The sequence below is a fragment of the Streptomyces sp. NPDC008317 genome, assembly GCF_042955955.1.
Classification (GTDB): Bacteria; Actinomycetota; Actinomycetes; order Streptomycetales; family Streptomycetaceae; genus Actinacidiphila.
Map to the genome: position 1 here is coordinate 1 of NZ_JBIBFQ010000018.1, position 26,031 is coordinate 26,031.

15 protein-coding genes and 4 pseudogenes are annotated in these 26,031 nt (G+C 67.4%); 6 read left to right on the forward strand and 13 right to left on the reverse strand.

The genetic code is table 11. The annotated features are described in order from the left end of the window. Window positions 1-78: 78 nt before the first annotated feature. The 3 genes from ACFY9V_RS35225 to ACFY9V_RS35235 all read right to left on the reverse strand — a co-directional run bounded on the left by ACFY9V_RS35225 (window position 79) and on the right by ACFY9V_RS35235 (window position 2,023). Window positions 79-954 carry an aspartate/glutamate racemase family protein gene (locus ACFY9V_RS35225; RefSeq protein WP_391164384.1) on the reverse strand — a complete coding sequence of 292 codons (876 nt, stop codon included), beginning with the start codon at window positions 952-954 and terminating at the stop codon, window positions 79-81. A 161-nt stretch (window positions 955-1,115) separates the two neighbouring features. Beyond that, window positions 1,116-1,451 (reverse strand): hypothetical protein, encoded by a 336-nt coding sequence (locus ACFY9V_RS35230; protein ID WP_391164387.1) that lies wholly within the window; start codon window positions 1,449-1,451, stop codon window positions 1,116-1,118. 26 nt (window positions 1,452-1,477) lie between these two features. Next, window positions 1,478-2,023, reverse strand: coding sequence for an ATP-binding domain-containing protein (locus tag ACFY9V_RS35235; protein ID WP_391164389.1), 546 nt, complete (start codon window positions 2,021-2,023; stop codon window positions 1,478-1,480). 255 nt (window positions 2,024-2,278) lie between these two features. Between ACFY9V_RS35235 and ACFY9V_RS35240 the strand changes: the two genes are divergently transcribed. Next, the gene (locus ACFY9V_RS35240) at window positions 2,279-3,421 is read left to right on the forward strand and encodes a Helicase associated domain protein (RefSeq protein WP_391164391.1); all 1,143 of its coding nucleotides are present in this window, start codon (window positions 2,279-2,281) and stop codon (window positions 3,419-3,421) included. A 141-nt stretch (window positions 3,422-3,562) separates the two neighbouring features. Here the strand turns inward: ACFY9V_RS35240 and ACFY9V_RS35245 are convergent, their stop codons facing one another. Beyond that, window positions 3,563-4,147, reverse strand: a complete 585-nt coding sequence (locus ACFY9V_RS35245; RefSeq protein ID WP_391164393.1) for a hypothetical protein — start codon at window positions 4,145-4,147, stop codon at window positions 3,563-3,565. Between the two features lie 313 nt (window positions 4,148-4,460). On the opposite strand from ACFY9V_RS35245, the gene ACFY9V_RS35250 reads away from it, so the two are divergent. Beyond that, window positions 4,461-4,601 (forward strand): hypothetical protein, encoded by a 141-nt coding sequence (locus tag ACFY9V_RS35250; protein ID WP_391164394.1) that lies wholly within the window; start codon window positions 4,461-4,463, stop codon window positions 4,599-4,601. Window positions 4,602-4,707: 106 nt separating this feature from the next. After that, window positions 4,708-6,195: a UvrD-helicase domain-containing protein gene (locus ACFY9V_RS35255; RefSeq protein WP_391164396.1), complete on the forward strand. Its 1,488-nt coding sequence runs from the start codon at window positions 4,708-4,710 to the stop codon at window positions 6,193-6,195. Between the two features lie 346 nt (window positions 6,196-6,541). On the opposite strand, the gene ACFY9V_RS35260 is transcribed toward ACFY9V_RS35255, so the two are convergent. The 5 genes and pseudogenes from ACFY9V_RS35260 to ACFY9V_RS35280 form a co-directional block, all read right to left on the reverse strand. Then, the gene (locus ACFY9V_RS35260) at window positions 6,542-6,850 is read right to left on the reverse strand and encodes a hypothetical protein (protein WP_391164398.1); all 309 of its coding nucleotides are present in this window, start codon (window positions 6,848-6,850) and stop codon (window positions 6,542-6,544) included. A gap of 823 nt (window positions 6,851-7,673) precedes the next feature. After that, window positions 7,674-7,844, reverse strand: a pseudogene (locus ACFY9V_RS35265) (IS5/IS1182 family transposase); the annotation flags it as partial. 285 nt (window positions 7,845-8,129) lie between these two features. Then, window positions 8,130-8,699 (reverse strand): tyrosine-type recombinase/integrase, encoded by a 570-nt coding sequence (locus ACFY9V_RS35270; RefSeq protein ID WP_391164400.1) that lies wholly within the window; start codon window positions 8,697-8,699, stop codon window positions 8,130-8,132. A 170-nt stretch (window positions 8,700-8,869) separates the two neighbouring features. Continuing rightward, entirely contained in the window at window positions 8,870-9,202 is a 333-nt protein-coding gene (locus ACFY9V_RS35275; protein WP_391164402.1) for a hypothetical protein, read from the reverse strand. A 1,013-nt stretch (window positions 9,203-10,215) separates the two neighbouring features. Next, window positions 10,216-10,993, reverse strand: a pseudogene (locus ACFY9V_RS35280) (transposase). Between the two features lie 1,011 nt (window positions 10,994-12,004). Here ACFY9V_RS35280 and ACFY9V_RS35285 point away from each other — a divergent pair. Next, the gene (locus ACFY9V_RS35285; RefSeq protein WP_391164404.1) at window positions 12,005-15,703 is read left to right on the forward strand and encodes a LamG-like jellyroll fold domain-containing protein; all 3,699 of its coding nucleotides are present in this window, start codon (window positions 12,005-12,007) and stop codon (window positions 15,701-15,703) included. A 268-nt stretch (window positions 15,704-15,971) separates the two neighbouring features. Then, on the forward strand, window positions 15,972-22,325 hold the full coding sequence (locus ACFY9V_RS35290; protein WP_391164406.1) for an RHS repeat-associated core domain-containing protein: 6,354 nt from the start codon (window positions 15,972-15,974) through the stop codon (window positions 22,323-22,325). Window positions 22,326-22,691: 366 nt separating this feature from the next. On the opposite strand, the pseudogene ACFY9V_RS35295 reads toward ACFY9V_RS35290, so the two are convergent. From ACFY9V_RS35295 to ACFY9V_RS35305, 3 genes and pseudogenes are all read right to left on the reverse strand, one after another. Continuing rightward, a pseudogene (locus ACFY9V_RS35295) lies at window positions 22,692-22,931 on the reverse strand (IS3 family transposase); the annotation flags it as partial. Window positions 22,932-23,080: 149 nt separating this feature from the next. Then, window positions 23,081-23,380 (reverse strand): transposase, encoded by a 300-nt coding sequence (locus ACFY9V_RS35300; protein WP_391164408.1) that lies wholly within the window; start codon window positions 23,378-23,380, stop codon window positions 23,081-23,083. 194 nt (window positions 23,381-23,574) lie between these two features. After that, the gene (locus ACFY9V_RS35305; RefSeq protein ID WP_391164409.1) at window positions 23,575-24,465 is read right to left on the reverse strand and encodes a helix-turn-helix domain-containing protein; all 891 of its coding nucleotides are present in this window, start codon (window positions 24,463-24,465) and stop codon (window positions 23,575-23,577) included. A gap of 304 nt (window positions 24,466-24,769) precedes the next feature. Between ACFY9V_RS35305 and ACFY9V_RS35310 the strand changes: the two genes are divergently transcribed. Further along, complete coding sequence (locus tag ACFY9V_RS35310) at window positions 24,770-25,420, forward strand: hypothetical protein (RefSeq protein ID WP_391047918.1); 651 nt, start codon at window positions 24,770-24,772, stop codon at window positions 25,418-25,420. Between the two features lie 89 nt (window positions 25,421-25,509). Here the strand turns inward: ACFY9V_RS35310 and ACFY9V_RS35315 are convergent. Continuing rightward, a pseudogene (locus ACFY9V_RS35315) lies at window positions 25,510-25,617 on the reverse strand (aldehyde dehydrogenase); the annotation flags it as partial. Window positions 25,618-26,031 lie beyond the last annotated feature (414 nt).

Sequence of the window (26,031 nt, forward strand, 5' to 3'; positions counted from 1 at the left end):
GGAACCGTCCCCACGACGTCCACACCGGCGCCGCCAACCCCCTCATCCCCAACTTTCCAGAACCCGAAAACCTGCCAACTATTTGACGCGGGACAAGGCCACGCCTGTGTCCACAGCGGGGAATGACTGCAAAACGCGGCCCTCCAGGTATGCGCCTGCAGCCTGGGGAAGAGACTCCGTCCGGCCACTGCGCAAGACCGTCAGACTCCCCGTCGTTGGCACACCTGGGTCCGGCTGAAGTCCCAACAGAACAAGGGCCTGGTCAGCCAACTGGGCCGCCGAACCATGGAGAACGGGCGCGCTTCTGCCTGCGGCCTGCAAAGCTGCGTGGATCTGGGGAGCGACCAGTTCGTAGTGCGTGCATGCGAGCGCAACCGCCTGAACATCGACCGGAGTACGTTCCACAGCGGTGGCGATGGCATCTGCCAAGGCTGCGCTGTCTGCGCGTTCGATCGCATCTGACAGACCATGGCATGCGACCTGCGTCACCGATAAGCCTGCCGCGAACTGTTCTATGAGGTCTCGCAGTTGCGGGCTGCCGATCCCCGTTGCGGTGCCCCACACCGCCAGCGGACCACCCGCTGCGGCTGCGGCCTCGACTGGGGGCAACGTCCCCACCACGCGCGTTCTCGGCTCGAGGTATTCCTTGATAGCAGGCAGAGCATGCAGAGTCGCCGTGTTGCAGGCAACGATCAACAAGTCCGGTTCATAGGCAAAGGCCGACTCAGCCACCATCAGCGCCCGCCCTCGCAGATCCTCCGGGGAGCGCACCCCCCAGGGCATGCCATCCGGATCGGTAGCCAGCACCAGATCGGCATCAGGACGCAATCGTCGAACCGCTGCGGCTGTGGCCAACATGCCCAACCCCACATCCATGATGGCGACACGAGGCTGCCTGTTACCGGACCCGTGCGGATGCCCGCCGAACTGGTGGCTCAGGGAACTCCCTGTCATGCCTGCACTCTCCCGCGTAGCTTCTTCGACATCACCAGCGGCAGTCTGCGGCGCGGGCTGGTACGAAGGACAGATCCAATTGGCCCGAAGTGGCTTTGAGCTCGATCAGCCGGGTCAGGACCGGGGTCGGCGACGGGTGTTGTGGAGCCGCACTGGCTCCGTTAGAGCGCCTTGAACTCCGCCTCCCAGGCGGGCTCGTAGACTCCGTCGCGGTCGTCGGTGACCAGCAGGATTCCGGAGGGGCCGCCGCCGGGGCCGGGAAGGATCCCGTGCTGGGCGTACCCCTGGCGCTTGGCGTCCCAGCGGGCGGCGTAGTGCGGATTGTTGAACATGCCGAGGTGCTCCCAATAGAGCGGGTGATCGGGGTCGTCGGTGTGAATGGCGAAGTCGGGGTAGCGGGTCTGGCGGTCGAGGGTCAGCGGCTGTTCGTACGCCCAGCGACCCTGAGCGAGCCGGTCGAGGAGGTCGGCAATGATGACCTCGTTCTTGCTGCGCACGGCGAGGCCGAGGTGGGTGAGGTGGATCAGATTCGAGTCGAAGACGCCGATGGGCTCGCCCTGAGGGTTTGGCAGGGGCCAGCCGGCTGGGGTTGAAGAGAATCGGTGAAGTGGCGGGCGGCGCCGGAGGCTGTCGGGGAGGACAAGGCGATCAGGTCATCCAGCGGTTCTTCGTGGCAGATGATCAACCGCTGGGTCTGCCGGATTAGCGCAGTGTAGAGCAGTTCGCGGGTGACGCCCCGGGCCTGGGCGGGCAGCATCAGAATCACGGTGCCGAACTCGCTTCCCTGGCTCTTGTGGATCGTCAGCGCCCAGGCCAGTTCGAGCGCGGGCTCATCCCTGCTGCCGCTGCGGCAGGTGATCCGCCACCCGGGCTGGGGGGAGAACTCCACCTGGGTTTGCCACGGTGCCTTGCGCATCTCTCCGGACTTCAACTGGCCGGTGAAGACGCCGAGTTCACCGTTGGCGACATACTTCCTGGGTTCCTTGGACCGGGTAGTAGAGGCATGGTAAGCGGGCGGATGGCGGTTGGCGGTGTTGACGACCCACAGCCTCACCGCGCTGTACAACATCTACGCCAAGCCCCCCGCGCGTACACTGGTCTTCCACAACCGCATCGCCCTCGCGGACGCGTTTTCCGGCTGGCTGCCGGACACCGCCGCCGCCCTGGACCCGGGCAGCCCGGTTCACATCGACGGCCCGTGGTCGCGCGTCATCCACAGTCGCCAGCTCAGCGAGGAACGCCGAGACCTCCTGGAGGACTTCGCCGACAGTGCCCGGCACTGCGCGGTGCTGTCCAACGTGCGGGTCCTCAACGAGGCGTCGACATGCCGGATGTCGACGCGGTGGTCTTCGCCGCTCCCCGCTACTGCGTCATCGACGCCATCCAGGCCATCGGCCGCGGACTGCGCCAGCCCCCTGGTGCGGGCAAGAAGACCACTCTGGTCATCCCCGTCTACCTCCACAACGGTGCCGACATCGCCGGCCTGCTCCACGACTCGCAGTTCGCGAACCTGCTCACCTTGCTGCAGGCCCTGCGTGCCCACGACGGATCGTTCATGGACCGCATCGCCCTGCCCGCCCGCACCCGCGCCGCCCGCACACGCTCCTCCGCTGGGGGGCGGGACGTCTTCTATGCCCAGCCCGAACGCGCCGCGCAACTGGCCCGCGTACTCGGCCTGGAGATCACCGTGCCGGCCATCGGCACCTGGCACCAGGCACTGACTGCCGCCACCGGGTATCACGCCAGCTTCGGACACCTGGACGTCCCCGCCGACTACACCGACCCCGGCGGCTTCGCCCTGGGGGAGTGCATCGCCGCCTTCCGGTTGCGCCGCCTGCTGGGCCGGCTGCCCGCCGGACAGCAGCAGGCGCTGGACGCGCTCGGCATGCTGTGGGCCGCCCGCCCGGCCACATTCCAGACCATGCTCGGACACGCCCGTGCCTGGGCCGCCGAACACGGCCATCTCACCGTCCCGGTCAAAGAAGACATCGGCGGTCACCGGCTGGGAGCATGGCTGGCCGCTCAGCGCCGCAAAGCTGCCACCGGCAAGCTCCCCTCCGACCAGCAGCAGGCACTGGAAGCGCTCGACCCGCACTGGAACCCTCCCTGGCACCAGCAATGGCAGCGCGCATACCTGCAGGCCAAGGCTCTGTCACCCGGCCCTGGCGGGGTCTGGCGCCCGGCATCGGATGGCTGGAAGTACAAACACCACCCTGACAGCGCGATCGTGGACTGGATCCACCGGCAGCGGCTGAACTTCTTCCGCCTGCCCCACCAGGGACAGCGGGACCTGCTGCTCGCCATCGGGATCCCGCCGCTGCCCGACGGCGTGTACTACGACAGCGCACACGACTCCGCACGCCACGCCTTCTACGACGCCCTCGGGCACGCCACCGCCTACCTGGCCCGCGAAGGCCACCTGAACGTGCCGCGCGACCACCGAGAACCGCGCTGGGCCGCCCCGTAGATGCTCAGCGCCGAACAGCGCCGCGCCTGGGAAGCCGTTCAGGCCCTGCAACACCGCCCGCCCGCCCGGTAGCGCCGCCTTGCGGGCTTCGAAGACCGCGTGCCAGGAGGGACGCCGACCGGGCCCGGCCCTCTCAGCAGGTCACAGTTGCACGACGCGGCCGAGCGGGATCTGCTCCAGCAGCGCCTCGGTGATGCGCTCCTGTCCGTTCAGGATCGCCGACTGCGCGCCCTGGCAGATCAGATGGGACAGGGTGCGCATGTAGCCGCGGCTGCGCTTGTGCAGATAGGGCGCCAGATGCGTCAGGTCCTTGCGCTCGTGCCGGTACAGCCGCAGGATCCGGTCGAACTGGTCGACGACCGTCACGAACGTCTCGGTCTCCTTCTCGCTGAACCCGATCCTGCTGGTGCGCAGCACCACCGTGTCGCTCCAGGGGGCCGGGTCCTGCCGGTCCAGCGGGGTGTCGGTGTCCCGCAGTTGTGCGTCGGCGATGGCGTGCGCGGTGCGCCCGCAGCAGACCACTGTGGCGCCGGTCTCCTCACTGATGAGATCCAGGAACTGGAAGGCCTGTTCGGTATCGACGCGGTTGCGCAGCCGTTCGATGCCATCGACGAGGACCAGCAGGGTACGGGCGCTGCGCATGGTGCGGATGACCGACTCCGTCGGGTCCCCGTTGTCCCGTTCCTGGCCCAGGAAGCGGGCGAACGCACCGGCCCAGTTGCGCACATGGCCGCGTCCCGGCGGCGGCACGGTCAGGGCGACGACCGGAATCCGGTTCTCGTCCGGCCCGTACAGTTGGCCATATCGGTGCCATGATCCCGGTCTGGTCCGGCCGGTCGTCGTGATTCTCGGGATCCGCTACCTCGGCCGCCGTCCCATAGACGAGATCCGCTGTGTCAGCCGCACCCGCCGCCGTGCCCGCTGTCCCCGCCCGGTCGCCGCCCCAGACCGCCCCGCGGGCGCGTGGGTGCTGCAACCCGTCACCGCCGCCGCTACTGCCTGTGCCCGGGGGCAAACCGCGCCCGGGCCGGTGATGGCCGTGTACGACCTGACCCGCCTGACCTATGGGGAGCAGCTGCGCTGGTACGCCCAGCGCTGCCCCGGCCACGCCGCTGTCCCCGGGGCCGCCGACCTCGTCCTGGCCGACTGGGAACCGTTCGACCCCGCCGTCTACCACTAGCACATCCGCACCCGCCTGCCCAGCCACACGGATCCCACTGCTCCGCCGGACCCGCCGACGTCCGCTTCCCCGCCCCGGCGGGAACACCCCTGAGACCCTGCGCCCCTTGGAGATTGACGTGCCCACCCCCATCGGCGAGCAGGAAGCCGCCGCGACCGCCTTCGAAGCCGGCGACCACCTTGCGGTGCAGGCCAGTGCCGGTACCGGCAAGACCACCACCTTGTCCATGCTCGCCACCCGCACGCCGCGCCGTGGCCGCTACCTGGCCTACAACCACGCCATCGCCATCGCCACCGACGCCGCCACCCGCTTCCCCGCAACGGCCACCTGCACCACCGCCCACTCCCTGGCCTACCGGGCCCTCGGCCACCGCTACCACCACCGCCTCAATGCCCCGCGCGTGCCTGCCTGGAAAACCGGCCAGGATCTCGGCATCACCGGTCCGGTCCGGATCGGACCGCACGAGATCACCCCCCGAACGCTCTCCCACACCGTGCTGCGCACCGTTGCCCGGTTCTGCCACTCCGCCGACACCGACATCAACCGTCGCCACGTCCCCGCACTGCGCGGCCTGGACGACCCCGGCCTGCGCCGTGAACTCGCCGCCCACATCACCCCCTACGCCCGCAGAGCCTGGGACGACCTGCGCGACCCCGAGGGCACGAAGGTCCGGTTCGACCACGACCACTACCTCAAACTGTGGGCACTGACCGGCCCGCGGATCGACGGCGACTTCATGCTCCTGGACGAAGCGCAGGACACCAACCCCGTCGTCGAACAGGTCTTCCTCGACCAGCGGAACCGCATGCAGCTGGTCATGGTCGGTGACTACGCCCCGGCCATCTACGGCTGGCGCGGTGCCCGCGATGTCATGACCGGCTTCCACGGCACTGCCCTGGCCCTGCCGCGTTCCTTCCGCTTCGGACCCGCTCTTGCCGACGAGGCCAACCGCTGGCTGACCGCCGCCGGCGCTCCGATCCGCCTGACCGGCACCGAACATGTCCCCACCACGATCGGGCCCTGCTCCGCCCCTGACGCCGTGTTGTGCCGCACCGACGTCGGCGCCATGAACGAAGTCCTGCACCTTCTCCAGGCCGGCTTGCGCACCGCCCTGGTCGGCGGCGGAGGAACCCTGCGCGCCCTGGCCCTTGCCGCCGGCGAACTCAAAGACGGCCGCCGCACCACCCACCCCGAACTAGTGCTCTTCCCCACCTGGGGCGCCGTCCAGGACTACGCCGCCCACGACCCCGCCGACAGCGACCTCCAACCCCTGGTCGGCCTCGTCGACAAACACGGAGTCCACGCCATCCTGACCGCCGTCAGCCAACTCCACGACGAAACAACCTGCCTGGTCACCGTCTCCACCGCCCACAAAGCCAAGGGCCGCGAATGGTCTCGCGTCCAGATCGCCTCCGACTTTGCCCCGCCCAAGGACACCGACCAGCCCGGACCCGACGGAACCCCCATCCCCGCACCCGTCGACAGCGCTGAAGCCCGCCTGGCCTACGTCGCTGTCACCCGCGCCCAAAACCTCCTAGATCGCACCGGCCTGTCCTGGATCGACCGCTACCCCGACACGGCCACCATCGGATAGACGGCCTTCCCGTCTTCTTGGGCTGGCTCCATCTGTCTACCGTGGCGGCGTCCCTGCAGCCCCTCCGCTGACCACGCATGGGAGCAACACGCACAGCCGGGATGCCAGGAGCGACGTCCATTGCAGCAGTCCATGCCAATAAATTCCGTCGGTGTTCTTACCTGCTGTGGGGTGCTGCGGTCGGGCAGGTTCTGGCGGTTTCCCCGTTCGATTTGGATGCAATTTTCAGTGTGCGAGTGTCGGATCCGGATCCGGATCCGTCGGCTCGGCGGCTTCAGGAGGATCGTCGTCCGCTGGCACGACGTCACCGTCGCGTCCTCCAGGCTGCCTCCCGGCTTCGGCTACGTCACCGACCAGCGGGCCAGAAGTCGACGGTCCATTCCTCGGTGACGTCGGCGGGTGGACGGGTGGGCATGTCGCCGGTGTGGGACTTGCTGGGGTTTCCGCGTCGGTATGCCTTGATCTCGTACGGTCCGGTGGGTACCGGGATGCTGTCACCGGTGCTCCCTCCGAGGAGGTGCCTGACGGAGATGGTTCCGGTCGGGAATTGGACGGTGAAGGTGGGGGATTCGTCCCAGGTGCCTTCCGGTGGCTGTGGCGGAGAGTCCCAGTGGCGGAGCCGGACGAGGGGGTAGAAGTCGTTTCCGTCGGACATGAGGATGATGCCGTGGCGTCCGGCCTGGGCCCGGTCGGTCCCGTTCGCGGAGGGTGTGTCGCTGCCCGGTTGCGGGCACTCCGCGTCCGATACGACGACTGACCGGTACTGGACGAGGGGCCGTGTGTCGACGCTGGCTCGGGGTGTGTTCGTCATGAGTGGCGGTTGTCCTCGGCGGTCTTGGGGCGTACGCGCGGGGGCCGGGCCAGCGACGGCCCCCGCGCCTTCGGTCTTGTCGCGGACGGTCATGTCGGGGTCCAGTGTTCATGACCGGGAGGCGGCCGTGCCGGAGCGTTTTCTTGCCCCTCATGAGGCGGCCATCGCCGCAGCCGGTGTCCGCGTCGTCCTGTGGTCGGACATCGAAGGCCTCCTGGACGAAACAATGATGACCGGGGCGCTGCACCATCTGCGGGAGGTTGTGCCACTGGTGGCAGGCCGTATCGAGACCGGCCAGGACGGCAGGGCGCGTATCCGCGTGGACGAGACCGCGGCGGGTCCGTGTGTCAACCATGGCACCAGCTTCGAGGAGGAGATCAGCACGCCGCTCGACTGGTCCCGCGGTCCACTGCTGCGGCTGACCCTGCTCCCCAGGCCACGACCCGAAACCTCGCGGGTGGCGATGACCCTGTCCAGAGCTTTCGTCGACGGCATGAGCTACCTGGCCCTCCACCACCGGCTGTGGGAGACCTACGCGGCCCTGGCCGCGCACCGCCCCCTGACCGCCCACCCGGTGCAGCCGCTGGGGCCGGCACTCGACGACCTCCTCGCATCCCGCTTCACCGCCGCCCAACTACGCGCCTTCGTCGCCGAACGGGCCCGCCTGGATGCCCAGCAGCCCCCCGTACTCCTGACCACCGCGGCGGCACCGGTACCGGAACCTGCGCTCGCGCTGCGGCAGCAGCGGCTCTAGGTGATCCCACAGCTCATCCGACACGATCCACGGTGATGTCCCCACAAAGGACCGAACGCTCAACTGCCGCCCTGGACACGGCAACCAGGAGCGATCCACCTCATTGTGTTAGCCGTTGTTGGCCTTCGCGACTGGGGGTCAAGGGGTCGCAGATTCAAATCCTGTCGTCCCGATGGTGTACGAAGGGCCCGCTGGACTGGCATATCGCCAGGTCAGCGGGCCTCTCTCTGTTTTCAAGAATGATGTTCATGTGATGACGTGTCAGTACCTGGGGACCAATCGGGGCTGGTAGCTCAAGAAAACCCGCAGGTCAGAGCATGTTCTTCTGGGGACCAGAATCGTCGCGTTCGTGAGGTGATTGTGGATTCCCTACAACCGTCGCAGTGTTGCCGACAGGGCTGGCGACGGCGGGGGAGGGGCGCGGACGCCGGTGAGGTGGTTGCTGAGCGTGCGGCCGGCGTGGACCACGGACTGCAGGTCGGGGTGGAGATAGCGCTGAGTGGTCTGCAGGGAGCCGTGGCCGGCGATCAACCGCGGGACGTGCAGGGGGACTCCGGCGTCCGCCGTCCAGGTCGGGCCGGTGTGTCGCAGCTCGTGTCGGCGCGGGTGTTCGTAGCCGAGGGTCTGGACGACGTCGTCCCAGTGGGTGGCGTCGCGCAGGATGGCGCTGGTGATCCGCCCGCCGCGGGGGCCGGTGAAGACGCGGGCGTCGGGTTGGTCGCCGATTGTCAGCAGGCGTCGGGCGACCATGGGCCGAATTTCTTCGATGAGGGGGACACGGCGGGCGGTTTTGCCCTTGGTGTTTTTGTCGGCCAGTCCGCCGGGGGAGGGCGTGGTCTGGCGGCGCAGGTTCCAGATCCAGTTGGTGGTGTCGATGTCCTTGACCCGCACGCCGGAGACCTCGCCGATGCGTGCGGCGGTGCAGGCGGCGAAGGTCACCACATCACCCCAGCCGGGGTACTGGTCGAATGAGCGCGCGACCAGGGCCTGGCTGAGTTCCTGGAGGGCGTCCCAGTCGCGCAGGGCCAGGGAGCGGGGGTCGTCCAGTTCGTCCTCGGCGAGCTGGTACTGCCTCTGCCAGCCTTTGATGCGGGCGGGGTTGGTGGTGATCAGACCGTCGCGACGGCTTGTTCCATGACCCGGATGAGTACGGCGAGGGTGTTCTTGACGGTGGAGCGGCCCTCGCCGTCGGCGATCCAGGCGTACGTGGTGCGGTCGACGGCACCGTTGGTGATCATGGTGACGGGCAGGTGCCCGAGGGCCGGGACGACGCGTAGCCGCCAGCCCGCTCGATACGGGTCGGTGGTTTTGGGTTCCAGCCCGCGCAGCGCCAGTTGCATGTGGGTGTTGCCGTATTCGGCGAGGGTCTGGGCGGAGGCGGCCGGATCGATGCCCCGTGCGGCCGAGGGCCCGGAGGGCGTCCAGCCACTCCTGTGCAGCATCGTGGGTGGGGTGGGACTGGGAGAGCGACTCGCGGCGTTTGGTGTGGGGGTTGGTCCACCGGACGCGGGCCCTTTGGGGCAGAAACCGGTCGGGGCGGTACTCGATGCTCTCCGACAGCGGTACGGCGATCGGCAGCTGATGGACGTACGCGGTCAGGCTGCCACCTGCCCGGGATCGGTGCGCCGCTGCGCCAGCCAGTTGCGCACACCGGCCGTTTCGTAGAGGACGACGCGGGGAGACAGCCGGATGAACGGCGGTCCTGCGGAGGCTGTTCGGCCCTCCACCGCCGAACGGAAGACGGATCGACCCGCAGCACCCGCGCCACCTCTTCTATGGTCAGCAGCGGTGAGATCAGCAGCACTGTGGCACCGGGTTCGATGCTCTGCCGGAGCGGACTGGCAGCGGTCGGTATTGGGGAGTCCTGCGGCAACGCACTTCCTCGATGTCGGTTTCAAATGTAAGACACAACATTGGACGGAAACCCTTCCAAGTCCAGCCACGTCACGGCTGTTCTCCACAGAAGAACAGCTAAGGGCTGAACTGCGGTCTTCGATCCATCTTCATCAAGAAACGCGTTTTGCCTGACGGCATTTTCCGTGCTATCAAGCCCCGGAAGGAGGCAGCCGGCACCGCGGCCACTGCTCATAGGCCGCTCCGCCTTTGCGGGAGAGCGGCAAGGATGGCGTCCGCCGTTCGACGGCGTGCCAAGAGGGTGCCATCGCTTACTGGCAAGGCGGGCTGCCCGTTGGTGCGTGGGAAAGGGAAGTCGCTGAACCCTCACCGCCGACACTGAAGTGGCCCCCGCCTCACCGAACTCGTCCTCCTCTGCCTGGCCGTCCACGGCCGCAGTGAAATGCTGACTACGAGTGGCGAAGCTGGATTGCTCAACCGAACAGCAGGTTCCGCTAACGGGGGTTGCCGACGCGGGGGAGGGCGAGGTGAAGAGAAACGGCTCCTAGAGGATGTCCCGTAAATGATCTGAGGCATGCAGGCTGACCTGCTCGTTTGCCTGTTATCCGGTGAGGGTGAGGTTGTGAAGGCGGGCGATGCCGAGCATGGCGTGGTGGACGCTGTCGCCTTTGAGGCGGCAGTCGCGGAGGATCTTCCAGCTCTTCATGTGGGCGAAGGTGTGCTCGACGCGGGCTCGGACCTTGCGGTGGGAGGCGTTGTGCTCGTCCTTCCAGGGAGGGTGGCAGTTCCTCGTTCTTGTGGCGGCGGTAGTGCGGGATGGTGAGGCCGGTGCCGCGGTAGCCGCCGTCGGCGATCACCGTGGGGGTGGTGCCGACGGCGGCCTTCGCTCCGGAGTCCTGCCAGGCCAGGCAGTCGTTGCGGTTGCCGGGCAGCGGTCGGCCGACGGCGACCACGAGGCGGGTGTCGGCGTCGATGACGACCTGGTGGTTGGTGGAGTAGCGGTAGTTCTTGCTGGAGGCGGCCACGGTCCGGTCACGGGTGGGGACCAGGGTGCCGTCCACGATGAGAACGGCCTCCTTACGGAACCGCCGCCGGGGCTGGAGGGCGAGAGCCGGCCCAAGGTGGGCGACGATCCGGTCGGCCGCCGACTTCGAGACGCCGAAAAACGGGCCGAGTTGACGCAGGGTGAGGTTGGTGCGCCAGTACGCGGCCACCAGCAGCACCCGGTCCTCCAGCGGCAACGACCACGGCCGGCCCTTGCGGACCGGATCGGCTCCCTCACGCCGCAACGCGGTGATCAACTTACTGAACTGCCGGGGGCTCAGCCCGGTGAACGGGCCTATCCAGGAGGGCTCCGACGCCGTGATCACACCAGCCACGACAAGATCATCTCACCCCTGACCAGCAGTTACGGGACATCCTCTAAGGCCGCTACCATTGGAAAAGTCATCGCAGGTCAGCGCCATAGCTGATGCTCCGTCGGCTCGCTCGGCCCAGAAATTGCCCACTGCCCCCGACTGTCCGGCTTTGTGATGTTTTGGTTCTCCGCTCCGGTGTCCCGCCGGACGGACCCCACCCTCCTGAGTATTCCATGTGCTGCCGGTCCATGCGGGCGCAGCACGGCGCGATGGCGTTCGAGGAGCGAGGGTGGGGCGTCCGGTGGATGTGGCCAGCGTCGGGAGGTCCTGGGGTGCCGCGGCCACTTTGCGTGCCTCCTGGCGCGGGGCGTATGGGTGGGGGCCGGGGGAGGGTGGACAGTTCTTCCTTCTCCGGGTGAGATCGGCAGGGGCATGTTCCCAATGCTGCAGGGCGAGGATGTCGGTTCGGGTGGTGCTGTCAAGGTGGGGCGGTGTGGGGGCTGGGGGTCCGGAGCGCGGTGCTGGCCGGTCGGGGCGAGGGTGTGCGGCGGTGGCGGGGGAGTCTGCTGGCGAGCGGGAAGGGCGCATACGGGCTGCGTGGGCCGTCGGAGCCGAGCTGGTATGCCTTCGCCGCCGCGTATGCCACGGGTGGGCCGGGCCGGGACGACGCGGAAGAGCACGAGCGTGGCGCTGTGCCGGGTGACCCGGGTCATGCTCTGGCACATAGTCTGGCGGCCGAACGCGGAGGTGCTGCACAGGGCCCTGCGGTCGTGGGTGTTTCGTGGTGCCGGGGCTGAGGGCGCGTGAGATCCCGGCGCATGACTGGCTGATGCTGGCGTGGGTGGCCAACGAGGTTCAGGGGGATCGGCCGAAGGTGTTCTGTCGGATCGGGGCTGGGCGGAGGCTGTGAGTCCGCTTTTTCGGTGAAGTTTTTGCGTCGGCCAGGTGTTGACGTGAGCATGTATCCGCTGATGGGATGCAGCTCCCCCCATGTGCTGAAAGTTTCTGATGTTGTCAGTGGTGGGGGGAAGTATGTCCGTGCGCCTTGATGCTGTCCGGGGTGTGGTCGTTGCCGTGGCAGCAGGTGCGCTGCTGGTGGGCGGGGTTACGGTACTGCCGCAGGTGGCATCTGCGGCGGATGACACGGCGTTGAACGAGGGGCAGCGGGCCCTGGCGGAGGCCAAGGCCTCAGGCCAGCAAGTGGAGTTGCCGACTCAGCGCAGCGAGTACGACACCGTTTACGCGCAACCGGACGGCTTCACCTTCACGTTGGAGGAGTCGGCGGCCCCGGTGCGGGTCAGGGCGACTGGTGGATCCTGGGTGAAGCCGGACACTACGTTGGCGGTACGCCCGGACGGGTCGGTGGGCCCGAAGGCTGCCGCGGTTGAGGTCGCGTTTTCCAACGGTGGCAGCACCGCGCCTCTGGTCATGATGGGGCGCGCGGGGAAGTCGTTCAGCTTGGGCTGGTCCGAATCGGTGCTGCCGAGGCCGACGCTGGAAGGTGACACGGCGGTCTTTCACGACGTGTTGCCGGATGTGGACTTGCGGATGACCGCGACGGTGGAGGGATACCGGCAGCTGCTTGTGGTCAACACTCCTGCTGCGGCCGCGAATCCGGCGCTGAAGCAGGTGGAATTCTCTCTCAAGTCCACTGGATTGAACCTGGCTGAGACCCAGGCTGGGGGAATGGTGGCCCGGGACGGAGACGGCAAGGAAATCTTCTCCGCGCCGCCGGCCACGATGTGGAATTCCCGGTCCATCGCGCTGGCCACGGCGCAGAAGCGAGCTGTGGGGTTCCAGACGGTCAGGAGCGCGGACGCGGATGCGGTGGCTGCCGATGTGGGCAACGACGGCCCGGCGCCGGGTGATGACAGTGCACCACTGGGGGTGGACGTCGGCAAGGACTCGGTGACGCTGACGCCGGACGCGGATCTGCTGACGAAGACCGATGCGTCGGCGTTCCCGTTGTACATCGATCCGAACACGACGTGGGGGGAGTCGACCCGCACGCTGCTACGTGACGACGGCTACGAGGACTACGCCTGGGGCAACGGCGACGACGACCGCGGCAAAGGCGACGGCATGTGCGGCTCGTGGAATGGCTACTACTGTGGTCCGGGGTACAAGCAGCGGCTGTTCTTCCAGTTCTCGCCAGCCGCGCTGAAGGGGAAGCAGGTGTTGTCGGCGGCGTTCTGGGTGACGGAGCCGTGGGCGTTCCAGTGCGATCCCCGCGCGGTCGATCTGATCCGTACCGGGAACATCTCCTCCTCCACGACTTGGTCGAACCAGCCGTCCACCAAGACGTGGGACACCATGGTCGACCGGTCGGTCTCGGCGGGCCGGGGCTCGGCGTGCGAGAACTCCGAGCCGGAGGCGGCGATCGACTTCCACGACAATCCGGCGGAGTCGAACGAGAATCTCACACCGACGGTGAAGTCGTTCGCGGCGGGCAACTTTTCCACATTGACCCTGATGCTCAAGGCGCACGACGAGAGTGACACGTCGGCTTGGAAGCGGTTCAAGAACGACGCAGTGCTGAAGGTCAACTTCGTCGGCATCCCGGCCATCCCCACCGCGGTCGGGGTGTCCAGCAGTTCCGGCAACGTGTGCCGGACAAGTGAGTCGAGTGCACAGGTCATCGGCGACAGGACCCCGCATCTGGTGGCCACGGCCCAGGCCGCCTCCGGTGGGGAGTCCGGGGCCCAGCTTCGGGTCGGCTTCGATGTGGACATGAAGAACAGCAGCGGCGCCTGGGTGGATGCCCCGGAGCCGTCCAGCATCGTGCGACCGACCAGCGGTTTCATAGGAGACGGGACGGCTACGTCTATCGACTGGGCGACTCTGGCGGACAACGCCACGTACCGTTACCGGGCCTGGACGTATTCGTACTACGACAACGACACCACGTATCTGTCGGGGCCGACGTCCGCCAATTCGCCCGGCTGGTGCTACTTCCGCGTTGATTCGACCGCTCCGAAGGAGCCGAAAATCGTCGGCGGCGCACCGTACACGGAGTGTCTTACGAATAACTGTGTCGCGGCCGGCGGACCTGGGCAGGCGGCCAGCTTCGAACTGCAGCCCGCGGACGGCGACACCACGAACATCTCCTACCGATACCGCACGACGCAGGGCGGCTCGGCGGTGACCGCTCGGCACACCAGTGGGAAGTGGTACGCGGACGTCACCCCTGCCCGCTCCGGAACCATCACGTTGTACGCGGAAGCGGAAGACACCCTGAACGGCTGGGGTGAGACCAGGGTGTACAGCTTCCTGGTCAAGGACACCACAAAGGACAGCCTGGTGGGTCAGTGGCACTTTGACGAGAATTCGGGTGCCGCCAAGGACACGTCCGGCGCGACCGGCACGCATGACGCCTTGCTCTCGGCATCGGGCGCCGCGAGAGATGGGCGTGGTCGACGCGGTCTGGTTTACCACGACGGTGCCGGCAATCTACTGGTGGACGCGTCCGGTGTGCCAGCTCCGATGGTCGACCTGGGGTTGTCGCTGGACGGTGCGAACTCCGGTTATGCGGCGACCTCGGGGCCGGTGGTGGAGACCCGGTCGTCCTACACGCTCTCTGCGTGGGTGCGGATCACTGGTGACGGTTCGAGGAACGAGACCTTCCTCAGCGAGGACGGCGCTCACCGTAGCCCGTTCTATCTGGGTTACGAGGCGTCGTCGAAGAAGTGGTCCTTCCGTGTGGTGGACTCCGACGCACCGGCGAACGGCACCTGGAACTACACCACGGTCTCCTCCGCGAATCCGGCCACGTTCGGCGTGTGGACGCACGTGGCCGCTACCTATGATGCCTCGTCGAAGCAGATCCACTTCTTCGTCAACGGTGTCTGGCAGGGCAAGACTTCCTTCACCACCGCATGGTCGGCGACTGGGCCGATGCAGTTCGGACGCGCCAAGTGGTCGGACGCCTACACCGACTACGTCAACGGCAGCGTTGATGAGGTGAAGGTCTGGCAGATGGCGCTGCCGTCCGACACCGTCGCCGACGAGGCCCGCGCCCTGGACTCCGGTGGTTGGGGTGCCACCGAGATGGTGTCCGACTGGGACATGAACGACCAGACCGGAGCCACGTTCATCGACACCAAGGACAGCTACGGGCACAACCTCACTCTTGAGGGTGGCGCCACGCTGAACGGGCAGGACCTGGTGCTCAACGGGACCGATGCCGCCGCCACGACGCCCAACACACCGGTGAACGACGCCGGTTCGTTCACTGCCACGACCCTGGTGAATGTTGACCGGGCCGCTGTGCTGGCGAAGCCTGATGGCTATACCGCACAGATCCTGGGGAACAGGACCTCGTCGGGGTCTTCGTGGGGGCTTTGGCTCACAAAGACCGGCACCGAGACAGTCGTCGATGACGATTTCAACGAGACCACAGTGCCGGTGGGTTTGTGGTACTTCGGCCGACTGAACAGCGACGGCACCATCACCGGCGTGCAGTCCGACGATGCCGCAGCGATCGGCGCCACGGTTCGACTGACCGGAGTCTTCAACGCGCAGGACCAGACGGCGAGCTTGTACGTCGGTCTGGCCCAAAACGGTATCGCCACGCCATACACCGCGCAGTTGAGTTCTGATCCTTTGGCGGTCGGCAAGGGCTGGACGAACAATGCCTGGGGTCATTGGCTGCCTGGGGTCATTGGCGAGATTCGGATCTGGGCCGGTGCGATGACCGGTCCGGATGAAGTGCAGGAGATCATCGGCGATTAGGAGAGCACAGGCGCCCAGGACACGCGAGTCCTTCCTGGGCGCTCCAGGCACTGTCAGCCGCACCACCCGCTGTTCCGCTTTTTGTTCACGCGCTCGACTGCCCTTCGCCTAAGTCCTTATGGGGGCTGGGGGCGTTCTATCCGACGTTGTCCTGGGGGTTGTCATCGTGAGTCCCGAGTCCGCCTCCCGGTGGATACCTGTCCGTCGCGACGCAGGTCGTGTACGTGCTGTTCGGCGGCGTCGGGCCGCTGCTTGGCGGCGCACCGCTGTGATCGGTGTGGCGGTGGCGTTGACGGTTCCGCTGGTTTCGGCGACATCCGCCCAGGCGCGGGGGTCGCAGGCCCTGGGACGGCCGGATGTGCCAAAGCCGCAAGTGAGCAAGGTGTACGTGCCCGGGCCGGGTGCGAAGGAGGCTCGCGCGGGGGTCGCTCACCAAAAGGCGGTCAACGCGGCGCAGGCCAAGCGGGCACGCGCGGAACAACACACCTCCTGGCCTACAGCCGCCAGCAGCAGCATTACCTTGGCACCGAAGGCGGCCGCTGCTGCGCCGGGCGGGTTGCCGGTCACCCTGTCCGCGCCGGGCGTACACGCCGCCTCCGGCTCCGCCAAGATCACTGTCGTCAGCCGAGCGGCGACCAAGGCCGCGCACGTGCAGGGTGTGCTGCTGAGCGTGACTCCTCAGCGCGGTGGCAGCGCGAAGATCAGTGTCGGCTATGCCAAGTTCGCGTCCGCTTACGGAGGTGGCTGGGCCGGCAGGCTCACCCTGGTGCGATTGCCGGCGTGTGCGCTGACGACGCCTGAGAAGGCCGCGTGCCGCACGCAGACGCCCGTCGTGACGTCCAACGAAGTCTCCGCCCAGCAGTTGAGCGCCACCGTGGACCTCGCTCCGGCCGCGTCCGGCGCGGACAGCGCTGAGGTCACGCTTCTGGCGGCAACGGCCGGGTCGGGTGAATCGGCCTCGGGGCAGGGCACGTACAAGGCGACCGAGCTGAACTCGTCGGCCACGTGGGCCGCCGGAGCGTCGTCCGGTTCGTTCACATGGTCCTATCCTATGGCGGCGCCGGCACCGGCGGCCGGGACGTCTCCGCCGCTGACGCTGTCGTACGACTCGGGCAGCATCGACGGGCAGACGGCCAATACCAACAACCAGGGCTCGCAGGTCGGTGAGGGTTTTTCGCTGTCCGCCCAGTCGTACGTCGAGCGGCGGTACGACTCCTGCGACGACGACGGCCAGGACGGCAAGGACGACCTGTGCTGGAAGTACGACAATGCGTCCCTGGTGCTGAACGGCAGTTCCACCGAGCTGGTCAAGGACGACACCAGCGGCATCTGGCGGCTGAAGGACGACGACGCTTCCAAGGTCGAACGCCTGAACGACACCGGTCTCGGCAACGGTGACTCGACCGGCGAGTACTGGCGGATCACCACCGGGGACGGCACCCAGTACTACTTCGGTCAGAACAAGCTGCCCGGCTGGTCCGATCACGGGGCGGACGCGGACGATCCGGTCACCAACTCGGTGTGGACCGCGCCCGTCTTCGGCGACGACGCCGGCGAGCCCGGTTACAGCAACGGCAGCACGTTCGCGGACCGCTCCACAGTGCGGGCCTGGCGCTGGAACCTGGACTACGTCGTGGACACCCACGGCAACGCCATGTCGTACTGGTACGCCAAGGAGGCCAACTACTACCCGAAGAACGGCGCCTCCACCGCGAACGCCGCCTACACCCGAGGCGGTTACCTCACCAAGGTCCTCTACGGTCAGCGGTCGGACAACCTTTTCGCCACCGCCCCCGGCAAGGTCGCCTTCACCTACAAGGAGCGGTGCACCGCAGCCGACTGCTCGTCGCTGACCGACTCCACCGCGGAGAACTGGCCCGACGTCCCCTTCGACGCGCTGTGCGGCTCGGGTCAGTCCACCTCTGACTGCCACGCAAGCGGTCCGTCGTTCTTCACCCGTAAGCGCCTCACCCAGATCGATACCTCTGTCAATCCAGGCACCGGGGATATTCCTGTGGATACCTGGATGCTGACCCAAGAATACCTGGACGGGGGAGACATCGGCGATTCCTCGGACCAGTCGCTCACGTTGTCGTCGATCACTCGCGTCGGACACACCGGCGCCAGCGGAGGCAGCGGCGGAGACGCTCCGCTGGACCCGGTGTCCTTCACCTATCAGTGGCGCGCCAACCGCGTGGCGGGCGGTACGCAACCTGGCGGCGGCAACATCCTGCCGCTCACGAAGCCGCGCATCTCCACGGTGACTTCAGAGACCGGTGCGATCACCACGGTGACGCTGTCGCCGGAGGACGATTGCGTGCGCGGTACCAGGATGCCTGCTGCCGAGGACAACAACACCGATTCGTCGGTCGCCTGCTATCCGGTGTACTGGCATATCAACGGTGCTGAGGACGCGACTCTGGACTGGTTCCACAAATACCGCGTCATCGCGGTGACCACTGCAGACCCGGCGGCCAACAATCCGATCGTGGAGTATGCCTACGACTACTCCGCCCCGGCCTGGCATCACGACGACTCGCCTTTCACGCCGACGGACGAGCGCACGTGGTCGCAGTGGCGCGGCTATGGGACCGTGACCGCCTACACCGGTGACACGGCGAATCCCCGTTCCAAGACCGCTACCCGCTTCATGCAGGGTATGAACGGTGACACGAAGAAGGACGGCACCACCCGCTCCGTCACCACCGCTGGCATCGACGTCACCGGCCTGAATGTCGCGGACACCACCGACAGCGATCAGTACGCCGGTTTCACTCGCGAGCAGATCACCTACGACGGTGCGACGCCGATCTCGGTGACGGTCAACGACCCGTGGTCGAAGAAGACCGCGACTCAGCACAAGTCGTATGCGGACGTCGAGTCGCACTTCGTGCGGACCTCGAAGACCGCGACCTCGACCTACCTCACGGTTCCGAAGACCTGGCGCACCACCGCCACGTCGACCACGTACGACTCCTACGGCATGCCGAGCCAGGTCGACAACGCAGGTGACACCGCCGTGAGCGGCGACGAGACCTGCAACCGCATGTGGTATGCCCGCAACGACGACCTCGGTATCAACGGCCTTGTCTCGCGTGCCCGGACCGTCGGCCAGTCCTGCTCGGTCGCCGAGGTGAGCCTCAGCCTGCCCGCCTCCAGTGCCACTGCCGGAGACGTGCTCTCCGACACCGCCACCGTCTACGACAACGTCACTGCCACGGCTTGGACCGCCAGCCAGACGCCCACCAAGGGCGAAGCGGACTGGACCGGCCGCGCTTCCGCTTACCCCGCGACCGCCGATTCCGGCGGTGAGCGGGCTCCCAGCAACTGGCAGAAGATCGCAAGCACCACGTACGACGCGCTCGGCCGCCCGCAGACCGTGACGGACGTCGTCGGCCACGTGACGCGCACCGACTACACCCCGACCGGCAACGGTCCGCTGACGAAGACCATTGTCACCAACCCCAAGTCCCAGAAGTCAGCCACTTTCCTGGACGGTGTGCGCGGGTTGCCGCTGCGTACGTACGACGTCAACAGCAAGAAGACCGAGCTGACCTACGACGGGCTGGGCCGCACGACGGGGGTGTGGCTGCCCAACCGGTCAAAGGACGCCGGCCTGAGCGCCAACACCACCTTCGCCTATCACCTCAAGCGTGGTGACGCCCCGTACGTCGCCACCGGGTCGCTGCGCCGTGACGGCGGCTACAACACCACCTACACCATCTACGACGCGCTGCTAAGGCCGTTGCAGACGCAGTCCCCGACTCCCATCGGCGGACGCATCCTCACCGACACCCGCTACGACGCTCGCGGTCTCGCGTACGAGACGTACGGCGACATCTACGACAACCTCACCGCGCCCAATGGCACGTACGCCCGCGCCGAATACGGCCGCGCTCCCAGCCAGCACGAACTGACCTTCGACGGTGCCGGCCGCCAGGCCACTGACACGTTCATGGTCTTCGGCGTCGACAAGTGGACCACCACCACCAGCTATACCGGCGACAGCACCGCCACGACCACGCCCAGCGGGGGTTCGGCCTCCCGTACCATCACCGACGCACTCGGCCGCACGGTGGAGACGCGCGCCTACGCCTCGACCGCGCCGACCGATGCCGCCTACGGCGGCCAGAGCCCAGCGCCGTCCTATCACACCACCAAATTCACCTACACCCGTGACGGCAAGCAGGCCACCGTCACCGGCCCGGACAGTACCATCTGGTCTTACGTCTACGACCTGTTCGGCCGGCAGATCTCCACCACGGACCCGGACAAGGGCACGACCACCACCGCCTACACCACCCTCGACCAGGTCGACTGGACCAAGGACGCGGGCGGAGCCAAGCTGCTCTACGGCTACGACGAGCTCGGTCGCCCCACCGGCCTGTGGCAGACGGACAAGACTGACCCCAAAAAGCTCGCCGCGTGGGGCTTCGACACCCTCGCCAAGGGACAGCTCGACTACTCCACCAGGTACGACGGCGGCGTCGGCGGCAAGGCCTACACCACCAAGGCACTCGCGTACGACGACCTGTACCACGCGACCACGTCGGAGCTTGACCTTCCGGCAACAGATCCCCTGGTCGCGGCCGGAGCTGCGCAGGCCAGCTACACATTCCAGAGCATCTACAACATCGACGGCACCCTGCAGAGCGGCTATCAACCCGCCGCAGGCGGCCTGCCCGCGGAGTGGGTCGGCTACGGCTACACACCCACTGGCCAGGTCACCACCGTCTCCGGTGCCTCCGGCTACGTCCTCGACACCAGCTACTCCCCCCTTGGCCAGCCCCAGCAGCTCACTCTGGGCACCTCCGACACCGGTGTGAAGAAGGCCTTCCTCACCAACAACTGGGAGGCAGGCACCGGACGGCTCACCCGGGCTTCCGTCACCGACCAGACCCACGCCTGGATGCCCCAGGACCTGCACTACAGCTACGACAACGCAGGCGACGTCACCACCATCGACGATCCCGCGACGATGGGCGGGACCGGCAAGGCGGACACCCAGTGCTACGCCTACGACGGCTACCAGCGCATGACCGAAGCCTGGACGCCCACCAACGCCGACTGCACCACCAGCCAGCGCACCACCACGAACCTCGGCGGCGCCGCCCCCTACTGGAGCAGCTACACCTACGACCCCGCCGGCCAGCGCATCACTGAGACACAGCACACCACCAGCGGCGACACCACCACCCGCTCCTGTTACACCAACAGCGCTCACCCGCATGCGCTCAGCGCCACCAGCACGACCGCGACAAGCTGCACCGGCGTGCCAGCCACCTACGGCTACGACGCCGACGGCAACACCACCGCCCGGCCCCACAACACCGCAAGCCAGACCCTGACGTGGAACAGCGAGGGCAAGCTCGCCTCGCTCACCGAAGGGTCGAAGAAGGCCACCTACCTGTACGACCCGGACGGCAATCTCCTCATCCGTCGCGCGGCCGGCGACGGTGAGACGGTCCTCTACATCGGGGACACCGAACTCCACTACCAGGTCACCGGCGCAACCAAGAAGACCTGGGCCACCCGCACCTACACCTCGGGCACTGCAGACGTCGCCATCCGCACCAACGAAAGCGGAACCGCGAAGCTCAGCTTCCTCTTCGGTGACGCCCACGGAACCTCAAGCCTCGCACTGGACTCGTCCACCCAGGCCATCACCAAGCGCTACAGCACACCTTTCGGCGCCCCCCGCGGTACCGCCCCCACCACCTGGCCCGACGACAAGGGCTTCCTCGGCAAAACCACCGACGACTCCACCGGCCTCACCCACGTCGGCGCCCGCGAATACGACCCTGCCACCGGCCGCTTCCTCAGCGTCGACCCCCTCCTCGACGCCACCGATGACCAGTCCCTCAACGGCTACACCTACGCCGACAACAACCCTGCGAGCCTGAGCGACCCCACTGGGGAGAGCCTTGCCTGTGGCTCCGGCTTCGAAGAGGCGTGCCCGCACACGCCAAGCCAGGGTCGAGGGGACGGCGCTGACCACACACCCGTATCTCCGCCTAAAGCTCCCACAGTAGAAAACGAAGCCCTTCAGCGAGTGTTGAACGATATCTACACAAAGCCTAAGGCAAAGTCGTGGGTTGGGGATGGGAAAGCCGCGACTGCGCTTCGGCAGGAACTTGAGACTGGCGAGATGACCAAGGAGACGTGGCATGTAGTCGATGTGGCTGACCTACTGAGAAGACTTCAAGCCATCTTGGAAGACAACCGAAAAGGGAAGATCAACCTGGGGGCGGCGGAGACCAGAGTGGCTCTAGCGGAAGCGAGTGATCTCTGGGACGGCCTGAACACTGTCGACAAGGCTGGCGAGGTTACGAAGTACCTCAACGAACACGCTGAGGCTGCTAGGACTATTCGCGGTGCAATTAATCGGGTTGCGAATTCGCCAGCGCTTGAATCGGTCACAGGTTCGCAGTTCCAGGAGAGGCCATACAAGCCCCCGCTCCGGACTAGCGGCCCGCGCCTGAGAACAGCGGGCATGCTGAGTACACTAGGTGGCATTACCGATAGCCTCCTCATAGTCGACGTCGTTGTACAGTATCTGAGGGGCGGGATTAGCTATTGTGAGATTTCTGGTGGGGACTGCGGGCCTCCCCCTGTGGCGTAGCCCCCAAAACATCGATGATGCAGCGAGGTGACTGTGCCCGTGTCTAAAAAAGTATCTTCCGATGCGGAGTACGTGCGCGCAGCTCTGCTCCACTGGCTGCCCGAGTGCCTTCCCTTGGTTGAGGAGCTGGAGGCCGCTGAAGTCGAGTCGGCGCGCGACCTAGGTCTAGTTCCGCAAGAAATAGGGATTTATTCGCTGCTGTCCGAGGCGTTTGTCTGGCCTGTGCTCGTCCCTGCGCTAGAGAGACAGCTACCAGGTGACCCCGTGGTGGTGAGATGTGCTCACCTCCTTGAAGAGCTCGTCACTTCCCCCAGTTCGGAGGTTCGTCAAGCAGTGAAGATTCGAGTAATCGAAATCCTTTCCGGATCAGGCCTTCCAATGGAAGAAATCAAGAAGAGTATCGGACCTGTAACCGCTGGTCTGGTAGCCGCTAGTAGGAATTGAGTGACGTTCGCGATTCCTGCTGAAAAGCCTGGCCGAGGGATCTTCCGCATCACGCGCAATGCGCTTGTGGTTGACGTACTCGCCCGCCTTCGGGAACTCGGCGGTGATCCTGGGGACGCCGTGGGTGCCGTCCGATTCGCGGTGCACTTCCCGTATCCGGGCGGCGAGGTGAGCGTCTGCCGCTTGCCGGGCTGCCCGGGCACTGGCTGTTGCGTGCTAGCAGTAGAAGTTGGAGCGGGCGATGCCGAGGATGGCGCACAGCCGCTTGACGCCGTAGCGGCGCTGGTGGTCGCCGACGAACTGGAAGCGGCTCACCAGCGCGTCTCCCCGGCGAAATACTTGGCCGCCTTCCGCAGGATCTCCCGTTCCTCTTCCAGTTCGTGGACCTTCTTACGCAGGGCGGTGTTCTCCGTTTCCAACGGCGTCGGCGGTTCCGCGGGTGCCGCTGCCCGGCGTCCCCGTGGCCGGCCGACTCCGGCCGCCCGGACCCAGTTCCGCAACGTCTCCGGGTCGATCCGTAAATCAGCGGCAACCTGCCTGATCGTTGCCTTGGGCCGCGACTCGTACAGCGTGACCACGTCCGCCTTGAACTGCGGCGGATAGTTCTTCATGACCACGAGATGTCCGTCCTCAGATCCTCCGGATCCAGTGTCTCGTGTGTCCAAGATGAGGAGTCACGGCCCGTACGCGCTTGCCCCGTCACCCCGTCACCCCGGCGCAGACCAGCGACCTCTGCCTGCGCGGGGGCACCTGGGCGTCCGCGGGGCCGGTCGGCCACGCCGCGATCCGTTGGCCTGCCGGCGTCTCAGCGGCGGGGGGTGAGGCATACCGTGCCGCTCAGGTGGATCCTGGCCTGGTCGACGTAGCCCGAGAGTTCGCGTCCGACGACGGAGCCGTAGTAGCGGTGGGCGTAGTGGCTGTGCGGCTGTTCCGGGGCCAGGTCGAAGTAGTCGCCGCGGTGGATGCCGTCGCCCACCGGGGCGCCGTGGGCGTCGAGGACGTTACCGTCGCTGGTGACGACGTACTGGCGGGTGGCGCGGCAGGGGAAGTCGTCCGGCTGGGACCGCCCCGGCGTGCGGCCGGGACCGGACGGGACGGCGCCGTTCCGGTGTCCGGTGGGGTGGAACGCGACGGCCGCGTAGCCGAGCGCCGCGAGCACGACCGCGGTCACTGAGGCGGTGAGCAGGACCCGCCGCTGCCGTGACCGCGGCGCAGGGGTGGCTCCGGGCGGCGCCGGCTGTGCGGTCGGCCCGGCGGCAGGGGCCGCGGGCCCGTCGGCGGACGCCGGGCGCGGGTCAGGGGTGGCGGGCACCCCCGGGGGAGCCTCGGCCGGGGGCGTCGGCGGGACTTCGGCCGGCCCGCGGGGCGCGGCTACTCCCGGCACTCCCGGCGGGGTGGCGGCCGGGGGGACGAGCGGGCCGGCGTCGGCGTTCTCGCCGGTGTCCGCGGACATCCCCAGGGCCTGGCGAGCGGCACGCCAGGCGGGTAATCGGGCCTCGGCACCGTCCCCGAGGGCGGTGATGATCGCCTCGGCCACCGGCCACGGCGGGACGCGCGTGCCGTTGGTCGCCTCGTTGCAGTAGGTGCTGCTGTAGCCCGCCCTGGCGGCGAGCTGGCGCACGCTCAGCCCGGATCGTCGCACGAGTGCCGCCATCAGGTCGTGCCATGCCGCGACCGGGTCCGGTGCCTGTGTCATCCCGTTCCTCGTCCCCTCGAAAGCTCTGCCCGCGTCAGGTGTCCGCCGGTGTCCGCCGGTGTCCGCCGGTGTCCGCGGACGTCCGCGGACACCGGAGAGCTGGGCGGACACCCCCCTGGACACCTAGACCTGTCAGTGGCGCCGCTGTCCGGCGGACGCCCGGCCGCCCCGGCGCCCGGGCTCGTAGCCCGTCCGGCCCGGAACCCCGGCCGGACGCCCCGGCTCGCACCGGCGCGACGACATGACGACACCTCGACGACACGACGACACGACGACACGACGACACGACATCAGGAGATCCCCCATGCGTCTGTGGAAGCCTTTCGCACTCGCCGCCGCCACAGTAGCGGCGTCCGCCTCCGTCTTGGCGGCCCCCGCCTTCGCCGCCAACGGGCAGGGCGACAAGTACACCCACTCCACCACTCTTTCGCAGCCGAGCTGCTTCATCCATGCCAACTATCCCAAGGCCGGCGTCGCTGACTGGGGATGGACGAAGCCGCAGCGCTCACCGAAGGGCGGCTCCTACCATGTGGGAGTCCGGTACACCTACCGCGGCTACGCGCTGGTGAAGGACTACGGAGCAGCCGGGGAGCCCAGTTGGGGCTTCGTCGCCACATCCTGCCTGACGGATCCGCACGCCTACGACACGCACCACCGCCAGCTCCCCGACCGTCGTGCCGTGGGCGGCAGCGGGGCGGTCAAGTCGGTGGCGATGAGCGCCCCGCACGCCGGCAAGTCCAAGCGGGGGCTCGTCCACGTGGGCACCGGGCAGGTCGGCACCCTGCGCGACGCCGGGAAGTCCTTCGCCATCGGCAACGTCCGGGCGGGCGATGCCTTCTACCTCACCACCGAGCACTGCGGTAAGCACGACACCCGTGCCTGGATCCTGGGTTACGCCCCCGCGTCCGGCCGCTGGGGCTTCGTCCAGGCCGCCCACCTGCCGGCCTGCCACTGACCTGGAGCGCGGGCCGAGGGCTCGTCCTGAGCGCCTGTCCCGGTGCCGGGCGCCGTCTGGACGGCGCCCGGCCGCGGCACTGCGCCGGGTCACGGCTTCAGGACGACCTTCGTCCATCCCCGGTCGCGGTCGTCGAAGTGCCGGTAGGCATCGGCGTACAGGGGCAGCTCGTGCGAGACGATGAACGACGACTCGGCGCCCGGTAACCCCGTCCGGACAACCGGCTCACCGAAGCGGACACCCCCACTGCCATCCACGACTGCCTGGACGCGGCGGGCAACGTGATACACCCGCGACCCCCAGGGCACACTCAACTCCATGAAAACCGGGGGCACTTCGTACTACCACCTCACCGACGTCAACGGCTCCGTCCTCGGCCTGGCCAACGCCGCCCGCACCCGCACCCACAACCTCTACGGCCCGGACGCCTCTACCCCACCGGCCCATACAAATTGGGCGTCCGCCACTACGACCCCACCCTCGGCCGCTTCACCCAAACCGACCCCTCCGGCCAGGTGTCCCGCGTCAAATAGTTGGCAGGTTTTCGGGTTCTGGAAAGTTGGGGATGAGGGGGTTGGCGGCGCCGGTGTGGACGTCGTGGGGACGGTTCC

Bases quoted from the DNA above. Each gene is read 5' to 3' on its own strand.
- ACFY9V_RS35310 (WP_391047918.1), top strand. From the start codon at position 24,770: ATGCGTCTGTGGAAGCCTTTCGCACTCGCCGCCGCCACAGTAGCGGCG.
- ACFY9V_RS35225 (WP_391164384.1), bottom strand. From the start codon at position 954: ATGACAGGGAGTTCCCTGAGCCACCAGTTCGGCGGGCATCCGCACGGG.
- ACFY9V_RS35235 (WP_391164389.1), bottom strand. From the start codon at position 2,023: ATGTTGTACAGCGCGGTGAGGCTGTGGGTCGTCAACACCGCCAACCGC.
- ACFY9V_RS35305 (WP_391164409.1), bottom strand. From the start codon at position 24,465: ATGACACAGGCACCGGACCCGGTCGCGGCATGGCACGACCTGATGGCG.
- ACFY9V_RS35300 (WP_391164408.1), bottom strand. From the start codon at position 23,380: ATGAAGAACTATCCGCCGCAGTTCAAGGCGGACGTGGTCACGCTGTAC.
- ACFY9V_RS35240 (WP_391164391.1), top strand. From the start codon at position 2,279: ATGCCGGATGTCGACGCGGTGGTCTTCGCCGCTCCCCGCTACTGCGTC.
- ACFY9V_RS35260 (WP_391164398.1), bottom strand. From the start codon at position 6,850: ATGTCCGACGGAAACGACTTCTACCCCCTCGTCCGGCTCCGCCACTGG.
- ACFY9V_RS35275 (WP_391164402.1), bottom strand. From the start codon at position 9,202: ATGCTGCACAGGAGTGGCTGGACGCCCTCCGGGCCCTCGGCCGCACGG.
- ACFY9V_RS35285 (WP_391164404.1), top strand. From the start codon at position 12,005: ATGTCCGTGCGCCTTGATGCTGTCCGGGGTGTGGTCGTTGCCGTGGCA.